The organism is Mesorhizobium sp. P5_C1 (assembly GCF_054049815.1).
In genome coordinates, this window is the sequence record NZ_JBFULQ010000005.1 from 21,309 (window position 1) to 43,399 (window position 22,091).

19 protein-coding genes are annotated in these 22,091 nt (G+C 64.9%); 14 read left to right on the plus strand and 5 right to left on the minus strand.

Features of this window, described 5'->3' with window-relative positions; genetic code table 11:
• Window positions 1–16 precede the first annotated feature (16 nt).
• Complete coding sequence (locus ACXJ7R_RS01205; protein WP_457150199.1) at window positions 17–2,449, minus strand: glucan 1,4-alpha-glucosidase; 2,433 nt, start codon at window positions 2,447–2,449, stop codon at window positions 17–19.
• Window positions 2,450–2,601: 152 nt separating this feature from the next.
• On the opposite strand from ACXJ7R_RS01205, the gene ACXJ7R_RS01210 reads away from it, so the two are divergent.
• From ACXJ7R_RS01210 to ACXJ7R_RS01245, 8 genes are all read left to right on the plus strand, one after another.
• On the plus strand, window positions 2,602–3,888 hold the full coding sequence (locus ACXJ7R_RS01210; protein WP_457150200.1) for a histidine kinase: 1,287 nt from the start codon (window positions 2,602–2,604) through the stop codon (window positions 3,886–3,888).
• Window positions 3,888–4,622, plus strand: coding sequence for a response regulator (locus tag ACXJ7R_RS01215; RefSeq protein WP_457150201.1), 735 nt, complete (start codon window positions 3,888–3,890; stop codon window positions 4,620–4,622). Before ACXJ7R_RS01210 ends, ACXJ7R_RS01215 begins: the two co-directional genes overlap by 1 nt.
• Window positions 4,623–4,836: 214 nt before the next feature.
• The gene (locus tag ACXJ7R_RS01220) at window positions 4,837–5,727 is read left to right on the plus strand and encodes an SMP-30/gluconolactonase/LRE family protein (RefSeq protein ID WP_457150202.1); all 891 of its coding nucleotides are present in this window, start codon (window positions 4,837–4,839) and stop codon (window positions 5,725–5,727) included.
• Between the two features lie 94 nt (window positions 5,728–5,821).
• Window positions 5,822–6,835 (plus strand): substrate-binding domain-containing protein, encoded by a 1,014-nt coding sequence (locus tag ACXJ7R_RS01225; RefSeq protein WP_095084081.1) that lies wholly within the window; start codon window positions 5,822–5,824, stop codon window positions 6,833–6,835.
• A gap of 49 nt (window positions 6,836–6,884) precedes the next feature.
• Window positions 6,885–8,354, plus strand: a complete 1,470-nt coding sequence (locus ACXJ7R_RS01230; protein WP_457150203.1) for a sugar ABC transporter ATP-binding protein — start codon at window positions 6,885–6,887, stop codon at window positions 8,352–8,354.
• Between the two features lies 1 nt (window position 8,355).
• Window positions 8,356–9,336 (plus strand): ABC transporter permease, encoded by a 981-nt coding sequence (locus ACXJ7R_RS01235; RefSeq protein WP_457150204.1) that lies wholly within the window; start codon window positions 8,356–8,358, stop codon window positions 9,334–9,336.
• A 2-nt stretch (window positions 9,337–9,338) separates the two neighbouring features.
• Window positions 9,339–10,286 carry an ABC transporter permease gene (locus ACXJ7R_RS01240; protein ID WP_457150205.1) on the plus strand — a complete coding sequence of 316 codons (948 nt, stop codon included), beginning with the start codon at window positions 9,339–9,341 and terminating at the stop codon, window positions 10,284–10,286.
• Between the two features lie 166 nt (window positions 10,287–10,452).
• A complete protein-coding gene (locus tag ACXJ7R_RS01245) occupies window positions 10,453–12,519 on the plus strand; it encodes a 3-hydroxyacyl-CoA dehydrogenase NAD-binding domain-containing protein (protein ID WP_457150206.1) in 2,067 nt (688 codons plus the stop codon).
• 4 nt (window positions 12,520–12,523) lie between these two features.
• On the opposite strand, the gene ACXJ7R_RS01250 is transcribed toward ACXJ7R_RS01245, so the two are convergent.
• Entirely contained in the window at window positions 12,524–13,330 is an 807-nt protein-coding gene (locus ACXJ7R_RS01250; protein WP_457150207.1) for a helix-turn-helix transcriptional regulator, read from the minus strand.
• A 114-nt stretch (window positions 13,331–13,444) separates the two neighbouring features.
• Between ACXJ7R_RS01250 and ACXJ7R_RS01255 the strand changes: the two genes are divergently transcribed.
• The 5 genes from ACXJ7R_RS01255 to ACXJ7R_RS01275 all read left to right on the plus strand — a co-directional run bounded on the left by ACXJ7R_RS01255 (window position 13,445) and on the right by ACXJ7R_RS01275 (window position 18,237).
• A complete protein-coding gene (locus tag ACXJ7R_RS01255; protein ID WP_457150208.1) occupies window positions 13,445–14,581 on the plus strand; it encodes an ABC transporter ATP-binding protein in 1,137 nt (378 codons plus the stop codon).
• A complete protein-coding gene (locus ACXJ7R_RS01260) occupies window positions 14,562–15,725 on the plus strand; it encodes an ABC transporter substrate-binding protein (protein ID WP_457150209.1) in 1,164 nt (387 codons plus the stop codon). The genes ACXJ7R_RS01255 and ACXJ7R_RS01260 overlap by 20 nt, the downstream gene beginning before the upstream one ends.
• 64 nt (window positions 15,726–15,789) lie before the next feature.
• The gene (locus ACXJ7R_RS01265) at window positions 15,790–16,653 is read left to right on the plus strand and encodes an ABC transporter permease (protein WP_457150210.1); all 864 of its coding nucleotides are present in this window, start codon (window positions 15,790–15,792) and stop codon (window positions 16,651–16,653) included.
• Complete coding sequence (locus ACXJ7R_RS01270) at window positions 16,653–17,465, plus strand: ABC transporter permease (RefSeq protein WP_457150211.1); 813 nt, start codon at window positions 16,653–16,655, stop codon at window positions 17,463–17,465. The genes ACXJ7R_RS01265 and ACXJ7R_RS01270 overlap by 1 nt, the downstream gene beginning before the upstream one ends.
• 10 nt (window positions 17,466–17,475) lie before the next feature.
• Window positions 17,476–18,237, plus strand: coding sequence for an SDR family NAD(P)-dependent oxidoreductase (locus ACXJ7R_RS01275; RefSeq protein WP_457150212.1), 762 nt, complete (start codon window positions 17,476–17,478; stop codon window positions 18,235–18,237).
• Window positions 18,238–18,276: 39 nt separating this feature from the next.
• Here ACXJ7R_RS01275 and ACXJ7R_RS01280 read toward each other — a convergent pair whose 3' ends face one another.
• Complete coding sequence (locus tag ACXJ7R_RS01280; protein ID WP_095084402.1) at window positions 18,277–19,164, minus strand: LysR family transcriptional regulator; 888 nt, start codon at window positions 19,162–19,164, stop codon at window positions 18,277–18,279.
• Window positions 19,165–19,267: 103 nt separating this feature from the next.
• On the opposite strand from ACXJ7R_RS01280, the gene bla reads away from it, so the two are divergent.
• Window positions 19,268–20,155 (plus strand): class A beta-lactamase, encoded by an 888-nt coding sequence (gene bla / locus ACXJ7R_RS01285; RefSeq protein ID WP_457150213.1) that lies wholly within the window; start codon window positions 19,268–19,270, stop codon window positions 20,153–20,155.
• A gap of 42 nt (window positions 20,156–20,197) precedes the next feature.
• Here the strand turns inward: bla and ACXJ7R_RS01290 are convergent, their stop codons facing one another.
• Window positions 20,198–21,706, minus strand: coding sequence for an aldehyde dehydrogenase family protein (locus tag ACXJ7R_RS01290; RefSeq protein WP_457150214.1), 1,509 nt, complete (start codon window positions 21,704–21,706; stop codon window positions 20,198–20,200).
• A gap of 21 nt (window positions 21,707–21,727) precedes the next feature.
• A complete protein-coding gene (locus tag ACXJ7R_RS01295; protein ID WP_457150216.1) occupies window positions 21,728–22,072 on the minus strand; it encodes a cupin domain-containing protein in 345 nt (114 codons plus the stop codon).
• Window positions 22,073–22,091 lie beyond the last annotated feature (19 nt).

The window sequence follows — 22,091 nt, forward strand, 5'->3', positions numbered from 1 at the left end:
TGGAGATTTACTGGGTTTATCGAGGAAGGATCGACTGGCTATCCTGATCGCCTGATATGACGGTGAAGTCGACATTCTCCCAATCGCCGGCTCCGAGCCAGAAAAAAGTGAAGATCAGCGTGCTTCCGGCGGGGAGGCTGGCGGTGGACAGATCGGCAAGATGGATGCCGAAGGCGTTCTCGATCGTCTGGCTGTCGGCGGCGGTCGCCCAGTGATCGCTGCTCCAGCGAACCGTCGCCGGGGCCAAGAGCTCGACGCGCAGCGTCTTGCCGGCCGGCAGCGTGCGGATCTTGTTGTTGAAGCGCCATGTCCTGAACGGCGACACGGTCTTGTCCTCGATGTAGCGCTTGACGCCTTGAGGTGGCATGTCGAAGACCGTGCCGTCGCGTACCGAGCGCAACAGCTTGATATGCTCCGAATGCGCCCAGACCAGCGGCATGGCGCTGCCCGAGGGGCGACCGTGCAGCAGTTCGCGCTCGGCCATGCCGGCGCCGTCCCAGACCTGTTCGGGCAGCAGGCCGCCCAGCCCGGCCGAGCCTTCCAGCGCGGCCAGCAGGTCTACAGCTCTGTCGTTGCGTCCGGCTGCAAGCTCGTAATGGGCGCGTTCGCCGGCGAGCAACGGCCACGGCCGGCCCTGGCCGGTACCGTCGAAGGGTGCGCCATCCTCATGCTCGCCATAACCATCGCCATTGTAGCGGTACCAGAGCGGCCCTTGCGGCAGGTCGCAGCGCAATTGCGCATCGATGATCGTGACCGTGTCGACGATACGCGGATCGTCAGCTGCCCTCAGGCCGAAGCGGACGAGAGCCAGTGCGTCCGGGCTGACGATCGCCTCGGCCGGCTGGTCGGTATCGCCCGGCGGCCGGTTCTTGATCGGGACATAGCCGTCCTTCGGCGAACCGGCCTCCGCGCTGTCGGGTGGCGCGATGCGCACGTAATAGCCGTCGACGCGGGCCTGCCTGCCGAGTGCGGTGCCGGTGACATAGGTCCAACGCTCGACCTGGTCGTTCCAGACATCGGCGGTCTCGCGCAGATAGGTCGCGGCGACCTGCTTGCCGCAGGCGTCGAGCAGGTCGGCCGCGGCAAGCAGTGCCGCGATCTCGACGGCAAGCGTGAACGGGCTGTAGCCGGCATCCTCTTCCCAGCGGTCCTCACCGGTGACGGGTCCGTTGCGCACGACATAGCCGGCGGCGCGCTCGATCATCGGCTGAAAGGCGAGCAGCCTGGCCTGCGGCAGGTGCCCGGCGCGGCGCAGCGCATCGGCCAGCAGCAACGGGAAGGCGCATTCATCCATCTGGATGCCTGGCCAATAGGCCGATCCGTCGAGCCAGGCGTTTTGCGGCCAGTGGCCGTCCGGCTGCTGGATGGAGCTGAGATAGTCGAGGATTTGCAGGGCCGACGCGGCATCGCCGGCGGCGAGAAAACCTCCGGCCGTCTCGACCAGATCGCGCGGCCAGACCAGATGGTAGCCGCCGAGGTCGTCGTCACCCTTGTTGAAGCCCCACGGAATCGAAAGGCTGGCGACCGCCGCACCCGGTATGGCGATCGACCGGTGGGTCGACAGAACCGCGGTCGAGATACGATAGAAGTTGATCCCGGATTYGCCATGCCGGTCCAGCGGCAGCAGGCTCTTTTGCCACTTCCGCCATCTCTCGACGTAGGCTTTGGCGGCGGGCTCAAAACCTTGCTTCAGGCTGGCGAAGGCATTTTCGGCCGCCTCGTCCGATGTCGCGCCAAAGCCCAACGCCAGCAAGGCCGTTGTCTCCGAAGCGGTAAAGCCGATCTCGCCCGTCAGCGCGACATTGCCGTTCTCGGCCCGTTGGCAGGCCGGATCGAGCTCGCCTGTATTGTGGAGCTGCTGCCAGCCGTCGGAGACGCCGACATAGCCGGCCGAGCCGGTGCGCCAGGGCAGTGACGAGGCCAGCGCCAGGCAGGTGCCGCGCCCCGAGGCGAACAGCACAGGTTTTCCCTTGTGGTCACCGACCCAGGCGGTGTTGCCCATGCCGGCATTGACGAGATGCGGCGCCAGCAAGGTGTAGACGCGATGGTCGCCGGCGGCACCCTTGAGCGCTGTGAAGGTAATTTCCTGCAGCAAAGCGGGCCGCGCCGGGTCGGCAAGGATGCGCTTTTCGATCCGGTAGGCGCCGTCAGTCGCGGTGTTGACCAGCCTGTAGGCCGGCACGCCGTCCTCGAATGGCTCGATGGCGTGCACAGCATCGCGTTTTTCTTCGGAGAAATAGCCGTCGGGGCCGGTGACGATCAGGCCGAGGTCGCGCGTGCAGGCGCTGTCGAGGTGCGGATAGTAAATCTCGTTGAGAATGCCATGGCTGATCGTGAACCAGATATGGCCGCTTGGCGAAAGGGACGTTCCAACGCCACTCTTGGCGCTTGACGTCCAGCGAGCCGGGATTCCCGGGGCGCCCGGAGCAACGGTTGGCGTCACTGGCATTCGATTGCGATCTCCTGGCCCTTTCCCTAGACCAGGACGCGAACCCTTTTCAATCGTTGCACCGCAAGTTGATCGCCACCGCCAATGGCGCCCTCGTTGACAGGGGCGCCGCGTAGCGTCCACTATTCCCGGCACGGGAGGATCGCGAAGCCATGCCGGAGGTGTCCCTGGTCCTGATCGACCGGTTGCTGGCGATTTCGGCGGCGCTTGCCGGCCATATCGATCCCGGCACGGCGTTTCGCGCCACAGCCATCGAGATGGGCACGCTCATTCCGCACGACCATATGGATCTGGCGGTGCTGTCGCATGATGGGCGCAGGCATGCCTGTTATGAAGCCGGCTTCCACACCAGCTGGAGTGAGCTTGCCCAGCATCCGCTGCCGACCGAAGTCAGCCCGATTCGCTCCGTGCTGTGGGGCGAGGTGGCATATCTGCTCTCCGACGACGCGCTGCGCGACGAGCGCTTCCATTTCGCCACGGCCATCGACGGACCGATCTTCGCCGCCAAGCTGCGCAGCCGCATCGTCGTGCCGCTCAGGGCGCGCGGCGGCATCATCGGGGCGCTGAACATCAGCCGGCACGAGGTCGGCTGCTACACGCTTGCCGATGTCGCAGTCGCCCAGCAATGCGCGGACCTGATCGCGCCCTATATCTTTGCGCTGATCCAGACCGAGGAGGCGCGCCGCGCCATGCTTGCCGAGAGCGAGGCGCGCAACCGCGTCGAATTGCTGCGCGTCGGCGCCTCGCAGCTGACCGAAGGCATGGAGCGCGAACGCCGGCGCATGGCGATGGACCTGCATGACCAGACGCTTGCCGACCTCGCCCGCATCGCACGCCAGCTTTCGGCCCTGCGCGGCCAGGGCGTGGCGCGGGCGGCGCAGCTTGCCGACCTTGAGCAGGAGGTCGCCGGCTGCCTAACGGAACTGCGCCACATCGTCGACGACATGCGGCCGAGCGTGCTCGAACTGTTCGGCCTGCGCGATGCGGTCGAAGCGCATCTCAACCGCAGTGTCGCCAGAGCCAAACCGCCCATCGCCGTGCGCATCGCCGACACCAGCGACGGCGGCGCCGACAATCTGCCGGAGCCCGTCCGCACGGCACTCTACCGGATCGTGCAGGAAGCCATCAACAACGCGGTTCGCCACGCCGCGCCGCGCCGCATCGATGTGCTGCTGGCGTCGACCGCAAGCGTGCTGCGGGTGATTGTCACCGATGACGGCCAGGGCTGCGGCGCTGTCGATCCGGCCGCCCATGGCGGCATTGGCCACATGCATACGCGCGCCGCGCTGATCGGTGCGCGGCTGCGCATCGGGCAGGCCGGCCGCAAGAGTGGCGGCACCCGTGTCGTCGTGGAGATCGACCGCCGGCCGTTGCGGGAGCTGCCGGTTGCGGCGGCTGCAGCGGCGCCTGGCCAGCTCGCCGTGTCGGAGGCCATTTGATGCTTGTGATGATCGCCGAAAATGACGGACTGCACCGCACCTTCGCGCGGCGCACCGTCGAGCAATTGTGGCCCGGCGACGTCGAGGTGATCGAAGCGAGCGACGGCGAGGACGCCATCAACCTGGCGGCCGAGCGCGAGCCGCCGCATGTCGTGCTCGACCTGCAGATGCCGAAGGCGACCGGGATCGAGGTTGCCAGGGCGATCTGGAACCGCCGCGCCGGCACGCACATCCTATTCTGGTCGAACTTCGCCGACGAGGCCTATGTGCGCGGTGTGGCGCGTATCGTGCCGCCGGGCTCGGTCTATGGCTATGTGCTGAAATCGGCAACGGAGGAAGGCATGCGGTCGGCCTTGCGCGGCGTTTTCCGCGAGGGCCACTGCATCATCGACCGCGAGATTCGCGGCATCCAGCACCGCGTCCAGGACAAGTTCGAAGGAATCACCGACGGCGAATATGAAAGCCTGATCGACATCGCGCTTGGCCTGACCGACCGGGCGATCGCCGCGCGCCGCGGCCTGTCGATCCGCGGCGCGCAGAGCCGCATCAAGCATGTCTACGACAAGCTCGGTATCGTGCCGGCGGAGGACGGGGCCGGCGATGCATCCGTGTTCAACTCGCGGACGCGGGCGATCTATCTCGCCATGGCGCGCGGCCTGATCAACATCGACGCGCTGCGCCGCGAGCAGGACCGGCTCGACGCCTGGCTGGCGCAGGCTTCGCCCGATCACTGACCGCAGCCAGAGCGGTTCGGAAAGCCGTTTGACACTTCTGCTTTGCTTGGACCCGACTGTGCAAATGCACAGTCGGGCGTGCGCTTTGACCCGTATCGCCACGCCGGTGCCGCAACTACCTTCGATCCCCAATAAGAAAACATGTCAGGGAAGCGCTCATGCCATTCGTCGCCATGCGAATTCGCACGGCTGTTCGCGCCGCCAGGCACCAGTGATGTCGGTGTCGGCGCGAGCTCGCCATTCCGGCTTTGACGACGTCGTCGGCGATGCGACGATCGAAACGCTGGCGAGCGGCTTCGGTTTCCTCGAAGGGCCGGTGTGGCACCCCTATGAAAAGTGGCTGGTTTTCTCCGACATTCCGGAAAGCCGCATGTATCGCCGCAGTGCCTCGGGCGAGATCGAACTGTTCCGCGAGCCGAGCCACAAGGCCAATGGCAGTACGCTGGACCGCCAGGGACGGTTGGTCACCTGCGAGCACGCGACGAGCCGAGTGACCCGCGCCGAGCCCAATGGCAGCGTGACCGTTCTTGCCACACACCATCAGAACAAGCAGCTCAACAGCCCGAACGATATCGTCGTTGCCACCGGCGGCTCGATCTACTTCACCGATCCGGGTTATGGCCGGGTGGAATTCTACGGCGTGCCGCGGCCGCAGGAATTGTCTTTCCAGGGCGTCTACCGCATCGACGGCGACGGCGCCCGGCTGACATTGCTGGCCGACGATTTCGTCCAGCCGAACGGGCTTTGCTTCTCGCTGGACGAGTCGCGGCTGTTTATCAACGACACCGAACGCGGACATATCAGGGTGTTCGGCGTCGAGGCGGATGGCGACCTCAACGGCGGTGCGGTGTGGGCGGTGACAGAGGGTGACGGGCCGGGAGCGCCGGACGGCATGAAGATCGACAGCCGCGGCAATGTCTACTGCACCGGCCCCGGCGGCATCCATGTCTTCGACGCGTCGGGTGCCATTCTGGGCGTCATCCGGACGCCGGAAGACTGCGCGAATTTCACCTTCGGCGACGATGATCTGAGAAGCCTCTACATCGCCGCATCGACGTCGCTGTACCGGCTCCGGGTGCGCGTGCCGGGATTGAGACTGTTTTGAGTTCGGGACCGTCCGTGCTCAAATCAGATTGGGAGTGAGGCCGGGGTCAAAACCGGCAGGAACTGCAGCAGTAAACATCTGGGAGGATTACGACATGAAGAAACTGTTTGTCTTGGGCGCTCTGGCGGCGATGCTCGCCTCGGGCACCGCACTTGCCGACACCAGTGGCAAGAAGATCGCCTTCTCCAACAACTACGCCGGCAATTCGTGGCGGCAGGCGATGCTCGACAGCTATGGCATCGTCACCAAGAAGGCGGTCGCCGACAAGGTCGTCGGCGCGGCCGATATCTTCACGACCGCCGACAAGGAAGTGCCGACGCAGGCGGCTCAGGTGCAGAACCTGATCCTGCAGGGCTATGACGCGATCGTCATTAACTCCGCTTCGCCGGACGCACTCAACGGCGCCATCAAGCAGGCGTGTGACGCCGGCATCACCGTCGTCTCCTTCGACGGCACCGTCACCGAACCTTGCGCCTATCGCGTCGTCGTCGACTTCAAGGACATGGGCAAGCAGGAAGTCGAGCAGATGGCCAAGTTCCAGCCCAAGGGCGGCAATCTGCTGGAAATCCGTGGCCTTGCCGGCACCTCGATCGACGACGCCATCCATGCCGGCATCCTTGAAGGTGTCGCTGCCCATCCCGAGTTCAAGATTGTCGGCTCGGTGACCGGCGATTGGGACCAGACCACCGCGCAGAAGGCGGTCGCGACCATCCTGCCGTCGCTGCCCGATGTCGTCGGCATCGTCGACCAGGGCGGTGACGGCTATGGCGCTGCGCAGGCCTTTGCCGCCGCCGGCAAGCCGCGCCCGACCATCATCATGGGCAACCGCCAGGACGAATTGCAGTGGTGGAAGGAGCAGAAGGACAAGGACGGCTACAAGACCTGGTCGGCGTCGATCGCGCCGGGCGTGTCGTCGCTGGCTTTCTGGGTGGCGCAACAGGTGCTCGACGGCCGCACCGACATCCCGCACGATCTCTTGGTGCCGTATCTGGCCTTTACCCAGGACGATTTCGAAGCCGAGCTGCCGAAGATCGTCAAGGGTGGCGTTGCCAGCCACGAATACACGCAAGAGGACGCGATCGCGGCCATCAAAGCCAATATCAAGTGAGTGTCGGAGAAGCGTTGCCGTCCGTATCGTCGAGCGGATATCGTTGAGCATGGTTGCAGGGAACGCTGACATCATCAGACTGAACGGCGCCGAAAAACATTTCGGCGCCGTTCGCGCGCTGGGCGGCGTGGATTTCCACGTTGGCCCCGGCGAATGCGTCGGGCTTGTCGGCCACAATGGCGCCGGCAAGTCGACGCTGATGCACATGGTTGCGGGCACGCTGGTGCCCGACAGCGGCCAGATCGGCGTGCATGGCGGCATCGAGGATAGTTACTCGGTGTCGCGGGCCCAACAACTGGGCATACGCTGCGTGTTCCAGGAACTGTCGTTGTGTCCCAATCTCAGCGTCGCCGAAAACACGCGCATCAACCATGCGTCGCTGCGCGGCTTCGGCTGGCGGCGCAAGGCGGCCGAACTGATCGCCGTCAAGCTCGACGAGATCTTTCCCGGTCACAGCATCTCGGCGTCCGACATCGTCGGCGACCTGTCGATCGGCCGGCGCCAGATGGTCGAGGTGGCGCGCGCCTTCACGGTCACGCAGGATAGGCTCGACCTCGTCATCCTGGACGAGCCGACATCGTCGCTCGACGCGCACACGGCAGGACAGTTGCTAGCCTTCGTGCGCCGCTTCGTCGCCGGCGGCAAAAGCTGCATCCTGATCTCGCATGTGCTGGGCGAGGTGCTGCGGAACGCCGACCGCATCGTGGTGATGCGCGACGGCAAGGTGGTTGTCGCCGACGCCGCTGGTGCCTTCGACCGCGACCGGCTGGTGACGGCGATGGGCGGGGCGGAAGCGCGCCAGAAGATCGCGGCGCAAGTCGCCGACGCCAAACCGGGGGCCAGCGCGCTGCGGGTGCGGGCGCGACCCGCCGTGCAGAAGGACGGCACCGACCTTGTCGCCCGTGCCGGCGAGATCATCGGCCTGGCCGGTCTGGCGGGCCATGGCCAGACCGACCTGTTGCTGGCGATCTTCGCTGCTGCATCGCGTGCCCGAGCCGGTATCGAGGTCACCGCGCCGGTGGCGCTGGTGGCCGGCGACCGCCAGTCGGACGGCATCTTCCCGCAATGGTCGATTGCGCAGAATATCGGCATCCGCTCGCTGGCGCGTTTGCGCAACGGGCTGCTGATCTCGCCGCAGCGCGAGGCCGAGCTCGCTGCAGTCTGGCAAAAGAAGATCGGCATCCGCACCCCGGACATGAACGACAACATCTTCTCGCTGTCGGGCGGTAACCAGCAGAAGGCGCTGTTTGCCCGGGCGCTTGGCTCGGACGCGCAGATCGTGCTGATGGACGACCCGATGCGCGGCGTCGATATAGGCACCAAGCTGGAGGTCTATGACCTCGTACAGGAAGAGGCTCGCCGCGGCCGCACCTTCCTTTGGTACACCACGGAAACCGAAGAGCTCGACAATTGCGACCACATCTATGTCTTCAAGAACGGCCGCATCGTCGCCAATCTGGGCCGCGACGAATTGACCGAAGAGAAGATCATCCAGTCTTCGTTCGGCGATGCGGCCTGAGATGAAGGCCGCCAGCCTCGACACCACTGCCAGGAGTTCCGCCGAGCGTGGCGCGCTGGCCCGTGCCCGCCTGTTGCGCGGGTTGTTGCCGGCGCTGTCGCTGGCGCTGGTGCTACTCGCCATCGCTTGGCTCAATCCGCGGGCCATCAGCTATTTCGGCTTCAGCCTGATGCTGAACCTGGCGATCCCGATCGCCCTGGCGACGATCGCGCAGATGTTCGTCATCGCCGGCAACGAGCTCGACCTGTCGATCGGCACTTTCGTCGGTTTCGTCGGCTGCGTTACCGCGACGTGGCTGAAGGACGCGCCGCTGATCGGTGTCGCCATCCTGCTCGGCTCGATCGGCGTCTATGCCTTGCTCGGCGCGCTGATCCATCTGCGCAACCTGCCTTCGATCGTGGTGACGCTTGGCATGAGCTTCGTCTGGCAAGGGCTGGCCATCCTCGTCCTGCCCAAACCCGGCGGCAAGGCGCCGGACTGGCTGCTGGCGTTCATGGCATTCAAGCCGCCTTTCGTGCCGTTCCCGATCATCGCGGCGCTGCTGATCGGGCTCATCGTCCATTTCGGGCTGATGCGTACCTCCTACGGCGTGATCCTGCGCGGTTCCGGCGGCAATCCGGCCGCCCTCGGCCGCGCCGGCTGGTCGCTGCTCAAGACCAAAATCGTGCTGTTTGCGCTGGCCGGCCTGTTCGGCGTGCTGTCCGGCATGGCACTGATCGGTATCACCACTTCGGCCGATGCCAATATCGGCAATGGCTATACGCTGCTGGCGATTGCCGGCGTCATCCTCGGCGGCGGCGAATTCGTCGGCGGCCGGGTGTCGCCGATCGGCGCGGTGATCGGCGCGCTGACACTGGCGCTGGCCGCCTCGCCGCTGCTCACCTTCATGCACATTCCGCCCGACTGGCAGGTGGCCGCCAATGGCGCCATCCTGATCATCGTGCTGGCGGCCCGCGTGCTGATCAGCCGCAGGGAGAGGTAGCCATGGCCGCGTTGAGACCACTGCTCGCCAAACCCTGGATCTGGTCGTTCCTTGGCGCCTTGCTGGTGTGGCTGGCGACGATCGCCTTCACCGGCGGTTATGGCGCCGGCGGCATGGTCACCGCGGCACTGTCGCTGGCGGTGTTCACCGTCATTGTCGGTGTCGGCCAGATGTTCGTCATCACGCTTGGGCCCGGCAATGTCGATCTGTCGCTGCCGGCCAATATCGGCCTTGCCAGCGCTGTCGCCATGAAGGTGATGGACGGCAACGATGCCATGATCGTGGTCGGGCTTTTGGCGGCGCTCGCCACGGGTGCCGCGATMGGCGCCGCCAACTATTTGCTGATCTGGGCGCTGCGCATCCCGCCGATCATCGCCACGCTGTCGGCCAGCTTCATCATCCAGTCGATCGACATCAGCTATGGGCGCGGGCTGCAGATCAAGCCGCCGCCCGGCTTCGCCGATTTCGCCAACTGGCAGGTGCTGGGCATTCCAGTGCTGGCGATCCTCACCGTGCTGTTCACCATCGGCGCGGCCATCGCGCTGCAGCGCATGATCTATGGCCGTTCGGTGCTGGCGATCGGCCAGAACATCCGTGCGGCGTGGCTTGCCGGCGTCAATGTCGGCCGCATACGCTTCCTCACCTACACGCTGTCGGGGGCGCTCGGCGGCATCGACGGGGCGCTGCTTGCCGGCTATTTCCGTGGCGCCAATGTCGATATCGGCAACGAATATCTGCTGGCCTCGATCGCGGTGGTCGTCATTGGCGGCACCTCGGTGGCCGGCGGCAAGGCCAATGTGCCGGGCGTCTGGGGCGCGGCGCTGTTCCTGGTGCTGCTCTTGACCATGCTCAACACGTTCGGCGTCAGTGCCGGCGTGCGGTTGCTGTTGACCGGGCTGATCATCGTCGGGGTCATCACGGCCGCGGGTGGGCAGAAGGCGCTCCGGTAAATTGTGATAGCGCACGGCGCGATGGCGGCGGAGACTGCCGGCATCGCAAGGGCAGTGAAGGCCGGTAATCATTGTGCCAGGCCTGCATCCGGTTCCCATCCGCGTCATGGCGCTGTAAATCCCGTGCGCGCGGCTGCAAGCCGCTCATCAATGCTGGGAGGTTTGCGTGTCCGATTTCCTGAAGGTCAACCGCGACGGCGATGTCGCTATCGTCACCATCGACAATCCGCCGGTCAATGCGCTGAGTTTTCATGTTCGCGAACCGCTGATGCAGGCTCTGGTTGGGCTGCGGGATGATCCGTCGGTCGCCGCGATCGTCATCGCCTGCGCCGGCCGAACGTTCGTTGCCGGCGCCGACATCACCGAATTCGGCAAGCCAGTGCAGCAGCCCGAACTGCGCACCATCGTGGCGACGCTGGAAACCATCGCCAAGCCGACGATCGCCGCCATCCACGGCACCGCGCTGGGCGGCGGCCTTGAGCTTGCGCTCGGCTGCCATTTCCGCGTCGCCGACACTGGCGCCAAACTCGGCCTGCCGGAGGTAAAGCTCGGTCTCTTGCCGGGTGGCGGCGGCACGGTGCGGCTGCCGCGCCTTGTCGGCGCGGTGAAGGCGCTCAAGATGATCGTTTCCGGTTCGCCGATCGGTGCAGAAGAGGCGCATGCCGCCGGTCTGGTCGACGCCGTCTTCAAAGGCGATCTGACCACGCATGCCGTGAACTTCGCCAGGGAAATAGCCCGCAAGGGTGGTCCCTTCACGCCGGTGCGCGATCGAAATGATGGGCCTAGGGAAACCGACCTGGCGGCTTTCGACGCCGAGGCGGCGGACCTTGCCAAAAAAGCGCGCGGCCTCGAAGCACCGATCGCCTGCGCGCAGGCGGTGCGTAATGCCGTCACACTGCCATTCGACGAGGCGCTGGCGGCGGAGCGCGTGCTGTTCGTCGAGCTCGTCGCCAGCAACCAGTCGCGCGCGCAGCGCCATCTGTTCTTCGCCGAACGTGAGGCGGCAAAGATTCCCGGCAAGGATATCATCAAGCGCAGGGTCGCGCGTATCGGCGTCATCGGCGCCGGCACCATGGGCGCCGGCATCGCCATGGCTTTCGCCAACGGCGGCTATTCCGTCACCTTGCTTGAGACCAGCCAGGAGGCGCTGCAACGCGGCCTGGGCACGATCGACAAGAACTATGCCGTCTCTGTCACGCGGGGATCATTGACCGAAGATGCGAAGCGGCAGCGGCTGGCCCAATTCACCGGCTCCACCAACTATGCCGATCTCGCTGATTGCGACCTGATCGTCGAGGCGGTGTTCGAGGACATGGCGGTCAAGAAGGAAGTCTTCGGCAAGCTCGACGCAGTGGCCAAGCCCGGCGCCATCCTCGCCACCAACACCTCCTATCTCGACATCAACGAAATCGCCGCCTCGACCTCACGCCCTCAGGATGTGCTCGGACTGCATTTCTTTTCGCCGGCAAATGTCATGAAGCTCTTGGAGATCGTGCGCGCCGAGAGGACCGCTCCCGATGCGCTGGCTACCGTCGTCGACCTGGCGCGGCGGATCGGCAAGGTGGCTGTCGTCGTCGGCGTCTGCCACGGTTTTGTGGGCAACCGTATGCTGGCGGCGCGTGGCGCCGAGTCGGAGGCGCTTCTGCTGGAGGGCGCAACGCCGCGCCAGATCGACCAGGCGTTCACCGATTTCGGCTGGCCGATGGGACCGTTCCAGATGGGCGATCTCGCCGGCCTCGACATTGGCTGGCGTAACCGCAAGGCGCGCGGCCAGACGGCTGTGATCGCCGACACGCTGTGCGAGCAAGGACGGTTCGGCCAGAAGACCGGCCGTGGTTTCTATCTCTACGAGGCCGGCGCGCGCACGCCGGTCACCGACCCGCAAGTCGAGGCGCTGATCCGCGACAAGGCGGCCGAGAAGGGCATCGTGCCGCGCGCGATCGGCGCGGAAGAAATCATCGAACGCACGCTCTATCCCCTGGTCAACGAGGGCGCCAAGATCCTGGAGGAAGGCATCGCCACCCGCGCCTCCGACATCGATGTCGTCTGGGCCAACGGCTACGGCTTTCCCGTCGGCAAGGGCGGGCCGATGTTCTGGGCTGGCCTCGAAGGTCCAGCCAAGCTCATCGAGCGGCTCGACCATTGGCATCAGCGGACGGGCAAGGACGTGTTCAAGGTGGCGCCATTGCTCAGGCGGATGGCCGAAACCGGCTCCTGGGAAACCGGGGGCTAAGGAACTACCGGACCCGTGCGTCGATGATCTCGACGAAGCGCGCGAACAGGCCGGCCTGCGACTTGATCTTGAGCTTGCGGTAGATGTTGCGGCGATGAACCTTCACGGTTCCCGGCACGATGCGCATCGCCCTGGCGATCGATTCGGTTGAATGCCCCTGCAGCACCAGATCGACGACATGCTTTTCGCGCGGCGTCAGCGACAGGCTCTGCCAGATATGGGCGCGATCGAACTCGTTGACCGGAGCAATCGTCTCGTCCTGCTTTGTCTCGGGCGGTTCGTCGGCCGGGAGGTTAGGCCAGCGCAATCTGGCGAAGCTGATCACCGCCGGCGCCATGTCGCGCAGAAGCCTGGCATCGGCGGTGCCGAACGGACCCGACGCACGCAGCCGCATCAGCGACAACACCAGCGCGTCCTTTCCCGGCAAAGGCACGAAGAAGCCGACCTCCTCGGCCAGCCTGGTCTGGCTGTAATAGGAGCGGAAATATTCGCTGGCGTAGAAGCGGTCCGGGGCGAGTTCGCGCATGCGCCAGAATCCTTCCTTGCGCTCCACCGCCGCATGGTGGAACGGGTCGAGCAGATAGGGTCCCTCCTGATAGAGCGCGACGAAGACATGGCTTTCGGCCGGCGAAAAGGTCTCGAACAGCAGCGGCGGGCGTGCGGCACCGCGATAGCCGAAGATCACGCAGTGGTCGAAACTGACATGCTGGCGCAGCCAATCGACCATCGCCTTGCCGAAGAGGTCGCCGCTCGTCTCCCGCGTCGCGGTGACAAGCGTTGCAAGCTGGCCGTATTCGTCGCGGCGGGACAATCCATACCCCCTTAAACGAGAAAATAGATCAGATATACCACCTACGAGGTATATACTAGCCGCCATTGGCTCTGGTAGCGTCCTGAAATCGCCCTGTTGCTGGAGCCCGCAGCCTTGACCGCAGTGCCCGACATCGAGTTTCGCGGCGTCACCAAACGCTATGGTGCGGTGACCGCGGTCAGCGGCATCGATCTTGCCGTCCCGCCTTCCGCCTTTGTCGCCCTGCTCGGACCGTCCGGCTGCGGCAAGACGACCTGCCTGCGCATGATCGGCGGCTTCGAACAGCCGAGCGAAGGCCAGGTGTTCATTCGCGGCCAGGACATGGCCGGCACGCCGCCCTACCGGCGGCCTGTCAACATGGTGTTCCAGCAATACGCGCTGTTTCCGCATCTCGATGTCGAGGACAACGTCGCCTACGGGTTGCGCCAGGCACGGCCGCGGCTGTCGTCACGCGAGATCACCTCAAGGGCAGGCGAGGCGCTGGCCATGGTGCGGCTCGCCGGCTATGGCCGCCGCAAGATCCATGAACTGTCCGGCGGGCAGCAGCAGCGTGTCGCGCTGGCGCGCGCACTGGTCAACAAGCCGGCCGTGCTGTTGCTCGACGAGCCGCTGGCCGCGCTCGACAAGAAGCTGCGCACCGACATGCAGATCGAGTTGCRGAACCTGCAGCGCGAGATCGGCATCACCTTCGTACTGGTCACCCACGACCAGGAGGAGGCGCTGTCGATGAGCGATTTCGTCTGCGTCATGAATGGCGGCCGCATCGTCCAGCTCGGACAGCCGAGTGAGATCTATGACGAGCCGGCCGATCTGTTCGTCGCCGATTTCGTCGGCAAGACCAATTTGCTGAGCGGCAAGGTCGCCGGACATTCGGGCGAACTGGTGGACATCGCGCTTGCCGACGGCACCGTCATTGGGGCGCGCAAGCGGACGGCCTTGCGGCAGGGCGAGACCGTCTCGGTCAGCCTGCGTCCTGAATCGCTCAGTCTCGGCGCTCCGGAAAGCGGCCGGTTCAAGGGCATCGTCCGCAACCGGATTTTCCTTGGCTCGACCGCCGAATACGCGATCGAGGTCCAGGGCATCGGAACGCTGCTCGCCAAGGCTGATCACCTGATCGGCCACGGCAATCTCTTCAAGCCGGGTGAACCCGTCGCCATCGGCTTTGCCGCCGGAACGCCCTTGGCGTTTCCGGACCCCAAGAACAACGGGACCAACCAGAGGGTAACCAAACATGTCGAAATCATATCGTGACGGACTGCCAATAAGCCCTGAAAACTTCGTCGACCAACTGATGCGCCTCAAGCGCGGCTCGATCGGCCGCCGCGACTTCCTCGGCCTCACCGGCCTCGGCATTGCGACGGCGGTGATGGCGCGCGAGATGGGCATCATGCCGACGCCGGCCTTTGCCGCTGAAAGCCTCGGCGACCGTATGTCGATCGCCACCTGGCCGAACTATCATGACCCGGCGACATTCGAGAATTTCAAGAAGGATACCGGCGTTGCCGTCGAGGTCAACGTGTTCGGCTCCAACGAAGAGATGCTGGCCAAGCTGCAGGCCGGCGCGTCGGGCTGGAGCCTGTTCGTGCCGACCAACTATACGATCTCGACCTACAAGAAGCTCGGCATCATCGAGGCGCTCGATATGGCGAAACTGCCGAATTTCGACGGCTCGCAGGAAGATCCGCGCTTCACCTCGGAAGGCACGATCGACGGGACGACCTACGCCGTGCCGAAGAACTGGGGCACCACCGGGTTTGCCGTCAACACCAAGAAGCTGACCAAGCCGATGACCAGCTGGAAGGAGTTCTGGGACACCGCCATGGCGGAGGGCGATGGCCGCACCATGGTGCACGACTACCAGCTGACCACGATCGGCAATGCGCTGAAATATTACGGCTATTCGTTCAACTCGCTGAAACAGGACGAACTCGCCAAGGCGGAGGAATTGCTGCTGAAAGTCAAGCCGCATCTGTTCGCGGTCTCATCCGACTACCAGCCGGGAATGCGCGCCGGTGACGCCTGGATGACCATGTGCTGGACCAATGACGGTGCGCAGCTGCATCGCGACATTCCCGAGATCGCCTATGTGCTGGGCAAGGAGGGCGGCGAGATCTGGACCGACTTCTACGCCATCCCCAAGGACGCGCCGAACAAGCCCGCCGGCTACGCGCTGCTCAACTACCTGATGAACCMGCAGGTCGCGGTCAAAGAGCACCTGGCCAACGGTGCGCCGTCGACCGATGCGCGGGTCAACAAGCTGCTGCCCAAGGAGGTGCTCGACAATCCGATCCTCTATCCGGCGGCCGATTTGTTGACGTCGCTCGAGTTCGGTGCGGCGGCGACGCTGACCGATCCCGGCCGGGCCGAACTGATGGCCCGCTTCAAGTCGGCCTGAGCGACCGGCCTGATGCAGACAATTGACCGGCGGGCGTGTGTCCGCCGGCACCGGGGCGGTTTCAATGCACGGCAATAAACTTCGTCATAATCTGCTGACCGCCTTGCTGCTCGGTCCGGCAGCGGCGTGGCTGGTGGTCTTCCTGGTGCTGCCGTTCATAGCCATCGCCGTGTTCAGCGTTGGCGAGCGGGCGCCGGAAGGCGGCTACCAGGCGGCCTTTACGCTGGCGCAATATGCCAACCTTCCGGCGCGGGCGACCGCCTTCTGGAACACCATGATGCTGGCGCCGATGGGCGCGCTTGCCTGTCTTCTCGTCGCCTATCCGGTGGCCTATTACCTCGCCCTGCAGGCGCCACAGCGCTGGCGGCTGATCCTGCTCGCGCTCGTGGTCATCCCGTTCTGGACCAGCCTTCTGATGCGGACCTATGCCTGGATGTATGTGCTGGGCGGGCGCGGCATTCCGGCTCTGCTCGCCTATGTCGGCTTCGAGGATATCAGGCTGATCAACACGCCGGGCGCCGTGCTGCTCGGCATCGTCTATGGCTATCTGCCGCTGATGATCCTGCCGATCTATGTCAGCCTCGAGCGGCTCGACCGCCGGCTGCTGGAAGCCTCCGCCGATCTCGGTGCGACGCCACTCTCCACATTCCTTGGCGTGACGCTGAAACTGTCGCTGCCGGGGGTGATGACCGGCTTCTCGCTGGTGATGATCCTGCTGCTCGGCGAATATCTGATCCCGACGCTGCTTGGCGGCGGCAAGGTGTTCTTCATCGGCAATGCGCTGGTCGACCTGTTCCTGCAGTCGCGCAACTGGCCGTTCGGATCGGCCATCGCGATCACGCTGGTGCTGGTTTCGGTGGTGGTGCTGATTGCGGCCAACCGCATTTCGACCCGAGTCTCGGGCGCCCGTCGGGTGGATCTGATCTGATGCGCGCCTTCGTCATTGCCGTCTTCGCCTTCCTCTACCTGCCGATCGCGCTGGTGGTGCTGTTCTCCTTCAACGCCGGGCACCATGCGAGCGAGTTCACCGGCTTTTCGGTGCAATGGTACGGCAAGGCCCTGGCTAACCCGTTCCTGGTCGAAGCGTTGAAGAACAGYCTTTTCATCGCCACCACCAGCGCCTCGCTGGCGGCGCTGTGCGGCACCGCGGCCGCGCTTGGCCTGGCGCGCGTCAGCGTCCGGACCCGCGCTGTCTTTGATGCGCTTCTGGGTGCCGCGATCGTCGTCCCGGGTGTCGTCATCGGCATCTCGACGCTGGTCGCGCTCGTCCAGCTGTTCGCGGTCGTCAACCCGTTCCTCGCCTCGATATGGCCCGACGACCAGCCGCCGCGCCTGTCGCTCGGCTATGGCTCGATCATCGCGGCACACGGCCTGTTTTCGATGGCGCTGGTGACGATGATCGTCGGCACGCGTCTCGGTAGCCTCGACCGCAACCTGGTCGAGGCCTCGAGCGATCTCTACGCCACGCCGTTGACGACGTTCCGCAGCATCGTCCTTCCGCAGATCATGCCGGCGGTGGTTGCCGGTTTCCTGCTCGCCTTCACCTTTTCCTTCGACGATTTCATCGTCGCCTTCTTTGTCGCCGGTGCGCAGACGACGCTGCCGATCTATGTCTTCGCGTCGATCCGGCGCGGCGTGACGCCGGAAATCAATGCCATCGCGACGATCGTGCTCGTCGCCTCCGTGTTGCTTGTGGTGCTTGCCCAATGGCAGCTGCGCCAACGCAAACCATCCAACTGAAAGTCGCGCCATGATTCTCAAAGACCGCATCGCCGTGGTGACGGGTGCCGGCTCCGGCATCGGGCGCGCCGGCGCCATGATCATGGCCAGGGAAGGCGCGCTGGTCGTCATCGCCGACAGGGACCGGGCCAGCGGCGAGGCAACGGCTTGCGACATCCGCGCGGCGGGCGGCCGGGCCGAGGCGCTCGCCACCGATGTCGCGGATGACGCGGCGGTCGAGCAGCTCATTGCCGGCACGCTCGACAGGCACGGGCGTATCGACATCCTGCACAATCATGCCGGCATCCAGGTCGGCGGCACGCTGACCGAAGTCGAGGTCGGCGGCATGGATGYCTCGTGGCGGGTCAATGTCCGGGCGCAATTCCTGGCGGCCAGGCTGGTCATGCCGTCGATGATCGCACAGGGCGGTGGCGTCATCCTCAACACCGCCTCGAATTCGGGCGTGTTCTACGACCGCGAGATGATCGCCTACGCCACGTCGAAACATGCGGTGGTGGCGATGACCAGGCAGATGTCGCTCGACTATGCCAGCCACAATGTCCGCGTCAATGCGCTCTGCCCAGGCTGGGTCGATACGCCGTTCAACGAGCCGTTCATCGCCCAGATGGGCGGTCGCGAGGCGATCGAAAACTATGTCCGCACCAAGATCCCGATGGGGCGCTGGGCCAGCGCAGAAGAGATCGCCGAGGCGATCCTGTTCCTCGTTTCCGACCGTTCATCCTTCATGACCGGCCAGGCGCTTGTGATCGACGGTGGCGAAAGCATCGGCTGACGCGGCCTATTTGTTGGTGCAATTCCGGACGGAAAATCGCTACACGCGTTTCCTGGAATTGCACTCCGTCTCGGCYTTCAACCAGTCGGCAAATATCGTCATTGCCTGCGAGTTCTGGCGCCGGCGCCGCGCCGACAGCCAGTAACGGCCGACGTCGACGGTGCAGTCGAAAGGCTGCACCAGCTCAGCCGAACAGAGCTCGCGGCTGAACATCGAAATCGGCAGCAGCGCCACTCCGGCGCCCTGGACGGCAGCGTTCGCCATGGTGACCGATGAGTCGAAGACGATGCCCTTGATCGGCGGGCAATGGCAGCCTGCCGTCTCGAACCAGCACAGCCATTCGTCTTCCCGGTAGGAACACAGCAGCGTTTCGCGCGCGAGATCGGAAGGGTCGCGCAGACGCGCGGCGATGTCGGGGGTGCAGGCCGGCGAGAAGCCGCCTGGCAGCAGCGGCGTGTTCTCGGTGCCCTGCCAGGAGCCATCGCCGAAGCGGATGGCAAAGTCGAGACCGTCGGCGGCGAGATTGACCCGGTTGTTGTTGGTCGAGATGCGCAGCTCGATGTCCGGATAGGCCTGGTGAAATGCCGGCAATCTGGGGATCAGCCATCCTGACGCAAAAGTCCCGACGACACCGACGGTGACGATGTCGTTGAAGCGGCCGCCCTCGAAGCGGTCGAGCGTGACGCTGATCCTGTTGAAGGCATCGCTCAGCACGGGCAGCAGGGCTTCGCCTTCCTCGCTCAAAGCGAGGCCGTGCGGCAATCGGCGAAAAAGCCTGATGCCGAGGACCTCTTCGAGGCCCTTGATCTGATGGCTGACGGCAGCCTGGGTGACGCGCAGTTCGAGACCGGCGCCGGTGAAACTGAGATGCCTTGCGGAGGCCTCGAAGGCGCGCAAGCCATTCAACGGGAGGTGCGATCGCTTCATCATCCAGCCCTAATTTTTCTTATGGCGGGGGCGATGTTTACTCGTTTGCGATGGCGCCGGATTCGGTCCAGTTCTGCTGCGCGGGGCGACAGAGAGTGTGGACATGACAAGCAGACGCAGTTTCATCAGTGGTCTCGCGGTGGTTTTGACGGCCCCGGTTGGTGCCATCGCGAAGGCGACAACGAGCCCGACAAAATTTGATGGGGTCTTGCCGAAAATAAGGCGGATCGAGGCGAAAAGCGGTGGCCGGCTCGGCGTGTCCTGCCGGATCTCCGGAACGACCGCGCAATTCGGCTATCGCCAGGGCGAGCTGTTCCCCATGTGCAGCACCTTCAAGGCACTCGCGGCGGCGTTCATCCTGCATCGGGTCGATGGCGGCATCGAGCAGCTCGACCGCAGCATCAAGATCCCGCACGACGCCGTCATCGCGAACTCTCCGACGACCAAGAAACATGCCGGCGGCGAGATGACGGTGGCGCAGCTTTGCGAGGCCGCCGTGACAGTCAGCGACAACGGGGCGGCCAATCTGTTGTTGGAGTCGTTTGGCGGGCCGGCGCAGCTGACAGCCTATCTGCATTCGATAGGCGACAAGGTGACCAGGCTGGACCGGATCGAACCGGAGCTGAACGAGTCGCTGCCGGGCGACGCGCGCGACACGACCTCGCCGCTGGCCATGACCGGCAATTTTGAACGGCTGACGATCGGCAACAGCCTGTCGGAGAAGGGCCGGGTGCAGCTTGTCGATTGGCTGGTGGCGAACAAGACCGGCGACGAGCGCATAAGGGCGGCACTGCCGAAAGGCTGGACATGTGGCGACAAGACCGGAACCGGCGCGCACGGCAGCACCAACGACGCGGCCGTCATCTGGCCGGCTTCCGGCAACCCGATTTTGATGTCGGTCTATCTGACGGGCACGAAACAGAGCCTGGCCAAACGCAACGCCGTCATTGCCGCTGTCTCGCACGCGTTGGTCGAAGCGATCGCGGCGTAAATGTTTGTATCGAGCGGCGCGGTGTTTGCCGCGCCGCTGCCTTCATACATGCTTGCGGCCACCGGTCTCGCGGAACCAGCTGTCGGGGTAGGGATACCACCAGTCCTGGATCGTCGGTTTGTGGTCGATAATCACCATCTTCGAGCGGCGGAAGGCGTCGAGGCCCTGGCGGCCAAGTTCGCGGCCGAGGCCCGAAGCCTTCCAGCCGCCGAAGGGCAAGGCGTCATTGTCGATCAGCGGGTTGTTGACCCAGACCATGCCGGCCTCGAGCCGCTCGGCGGCCTCATGCGCCTCGGCCAGATCGGTGGTGAACACCGAGGCGCCAAGCCCGAACGGGCTGTCATTGGCAAGCCGGATCGCCTCGTCGAAATCCCGGACACGGCAGATCGCGGCGACCGGCCCGAAACACTCCTCGCGCACGATCGCCATATCAGGGGTGACACCGGTCAGGATCGTTGGCTCGTAGAACCAGCCTGTGTTGTGTGCGGGCGGGATGCGCCCGCCGGTGACCGCCCTGGCACCGTTGCGAATAGCATCGTCAACGAGGCGCATCACTTTCGCCCGCGCGCCTTCGCTGACCAGCGGGCCGATCTCGGTCTTGTCCATGCCGTTGCCGATGCGCAGCGCGCGTGTCCTTTCGGCGAACAGGTCGACAAAGCGGTCATGCACGGCGTCGACGACGAAGAAGCGCTCGGCCGAGGTGCAGACCTGGCCGGTGAGGTGGAAGGCGGCGGTGACGCTGCCGGCCGCGGCGACATCGAGCGGGGCGTGTTGGCTGATGATCAGCGGATCGCTGCCGCCGGCTTCGATGACGCAAGGCTTCATGCGTTCGGCACAGGCCACCGCCACCGCCTTGCCGGCGGCGACCGAGCCGGTGAAGGCGACAGCATGGGTGCGGTCGGAAACGATCAGCGCCTGCGCGGTGGCAGCGCCGCCGGGCAGGCAGGAGACCAGCCCCTCCGGCAGCGAGCGGAACATGGTCATGTAGTCGAGCGTCGACAGCGTCGTCGCCTCGGCCGGCTTGATGACGCAGGCGTTGCCGGCGGCGAGCGATGCCGCAACAGTCCAGCACATCAGCAGGATCGGGAAGTTGTAAGGCATGATGTGGACGGAGACGCCATAGGGCTCGTAACGCGCATACTGGAAGGAACCGGCCTGCGTCGTGCCGGCGATCTTGCCGGCATCGTCGCGCGCCATCTCGGCATAGTAGCGGAAGATCGGCGYGCAGTTGGCGATCTCGCCGATGGCTTCCGGATAGGGTTTGCCCATCTCGCGCACCATCAGCTCGGCACAACGCGTGAAGTCGGCCGCTTCGTTCGCATTGGCGACGGCATGGAGGTGCCTGGCGCGGCTCTTGGCGTCGAGCCTTTTCCAGGCGGCCTGCGCCTTGGTCGCCGCAGTCAGCACGGCGTCGATCTCGCCGTCGCTGGCCGACGCGATGGCCCCAACTGTCTCCAGCGTTGCCGGATCGATCACCGGTTTGTTCGCGGCGGTCATCGGCAGGTAGTTCGGATTGACGAAGAAGGCCGGCCGGTCAGGGGCGAAATGCATGGACATCCCTCTCAGATCCGCTCAGCGGATCATGTAGACCTTCTTGATGGTCTCATGGACTGTGCAGACGCCTTTCCAGTCCTGCGGAAAGAACGCCGCCGTGTCCGGCTCGATCTCCATGATCTCGCCGGATTCATGGACATAGGTGCAGCGGCCCTCGAGGAAGTGGCAGAACTCGTCGCGAGTGACGTGGCAGTGCCATTTTCCGGGCGTGCAGACCCACAGGCCACATTCCGAGCGGCCCTCCGGTCCTTTGTAAAGCAGCTTGCCCGAGGTGTGGGATTCGCCCTCGATCATCGTCGGGATGACGCCCCAGTCGACAAGGTCGGTAATAGTGAGCGGGGACTTCATGATCGGTGTTGTCATATCGATTTTCCCTGGGATG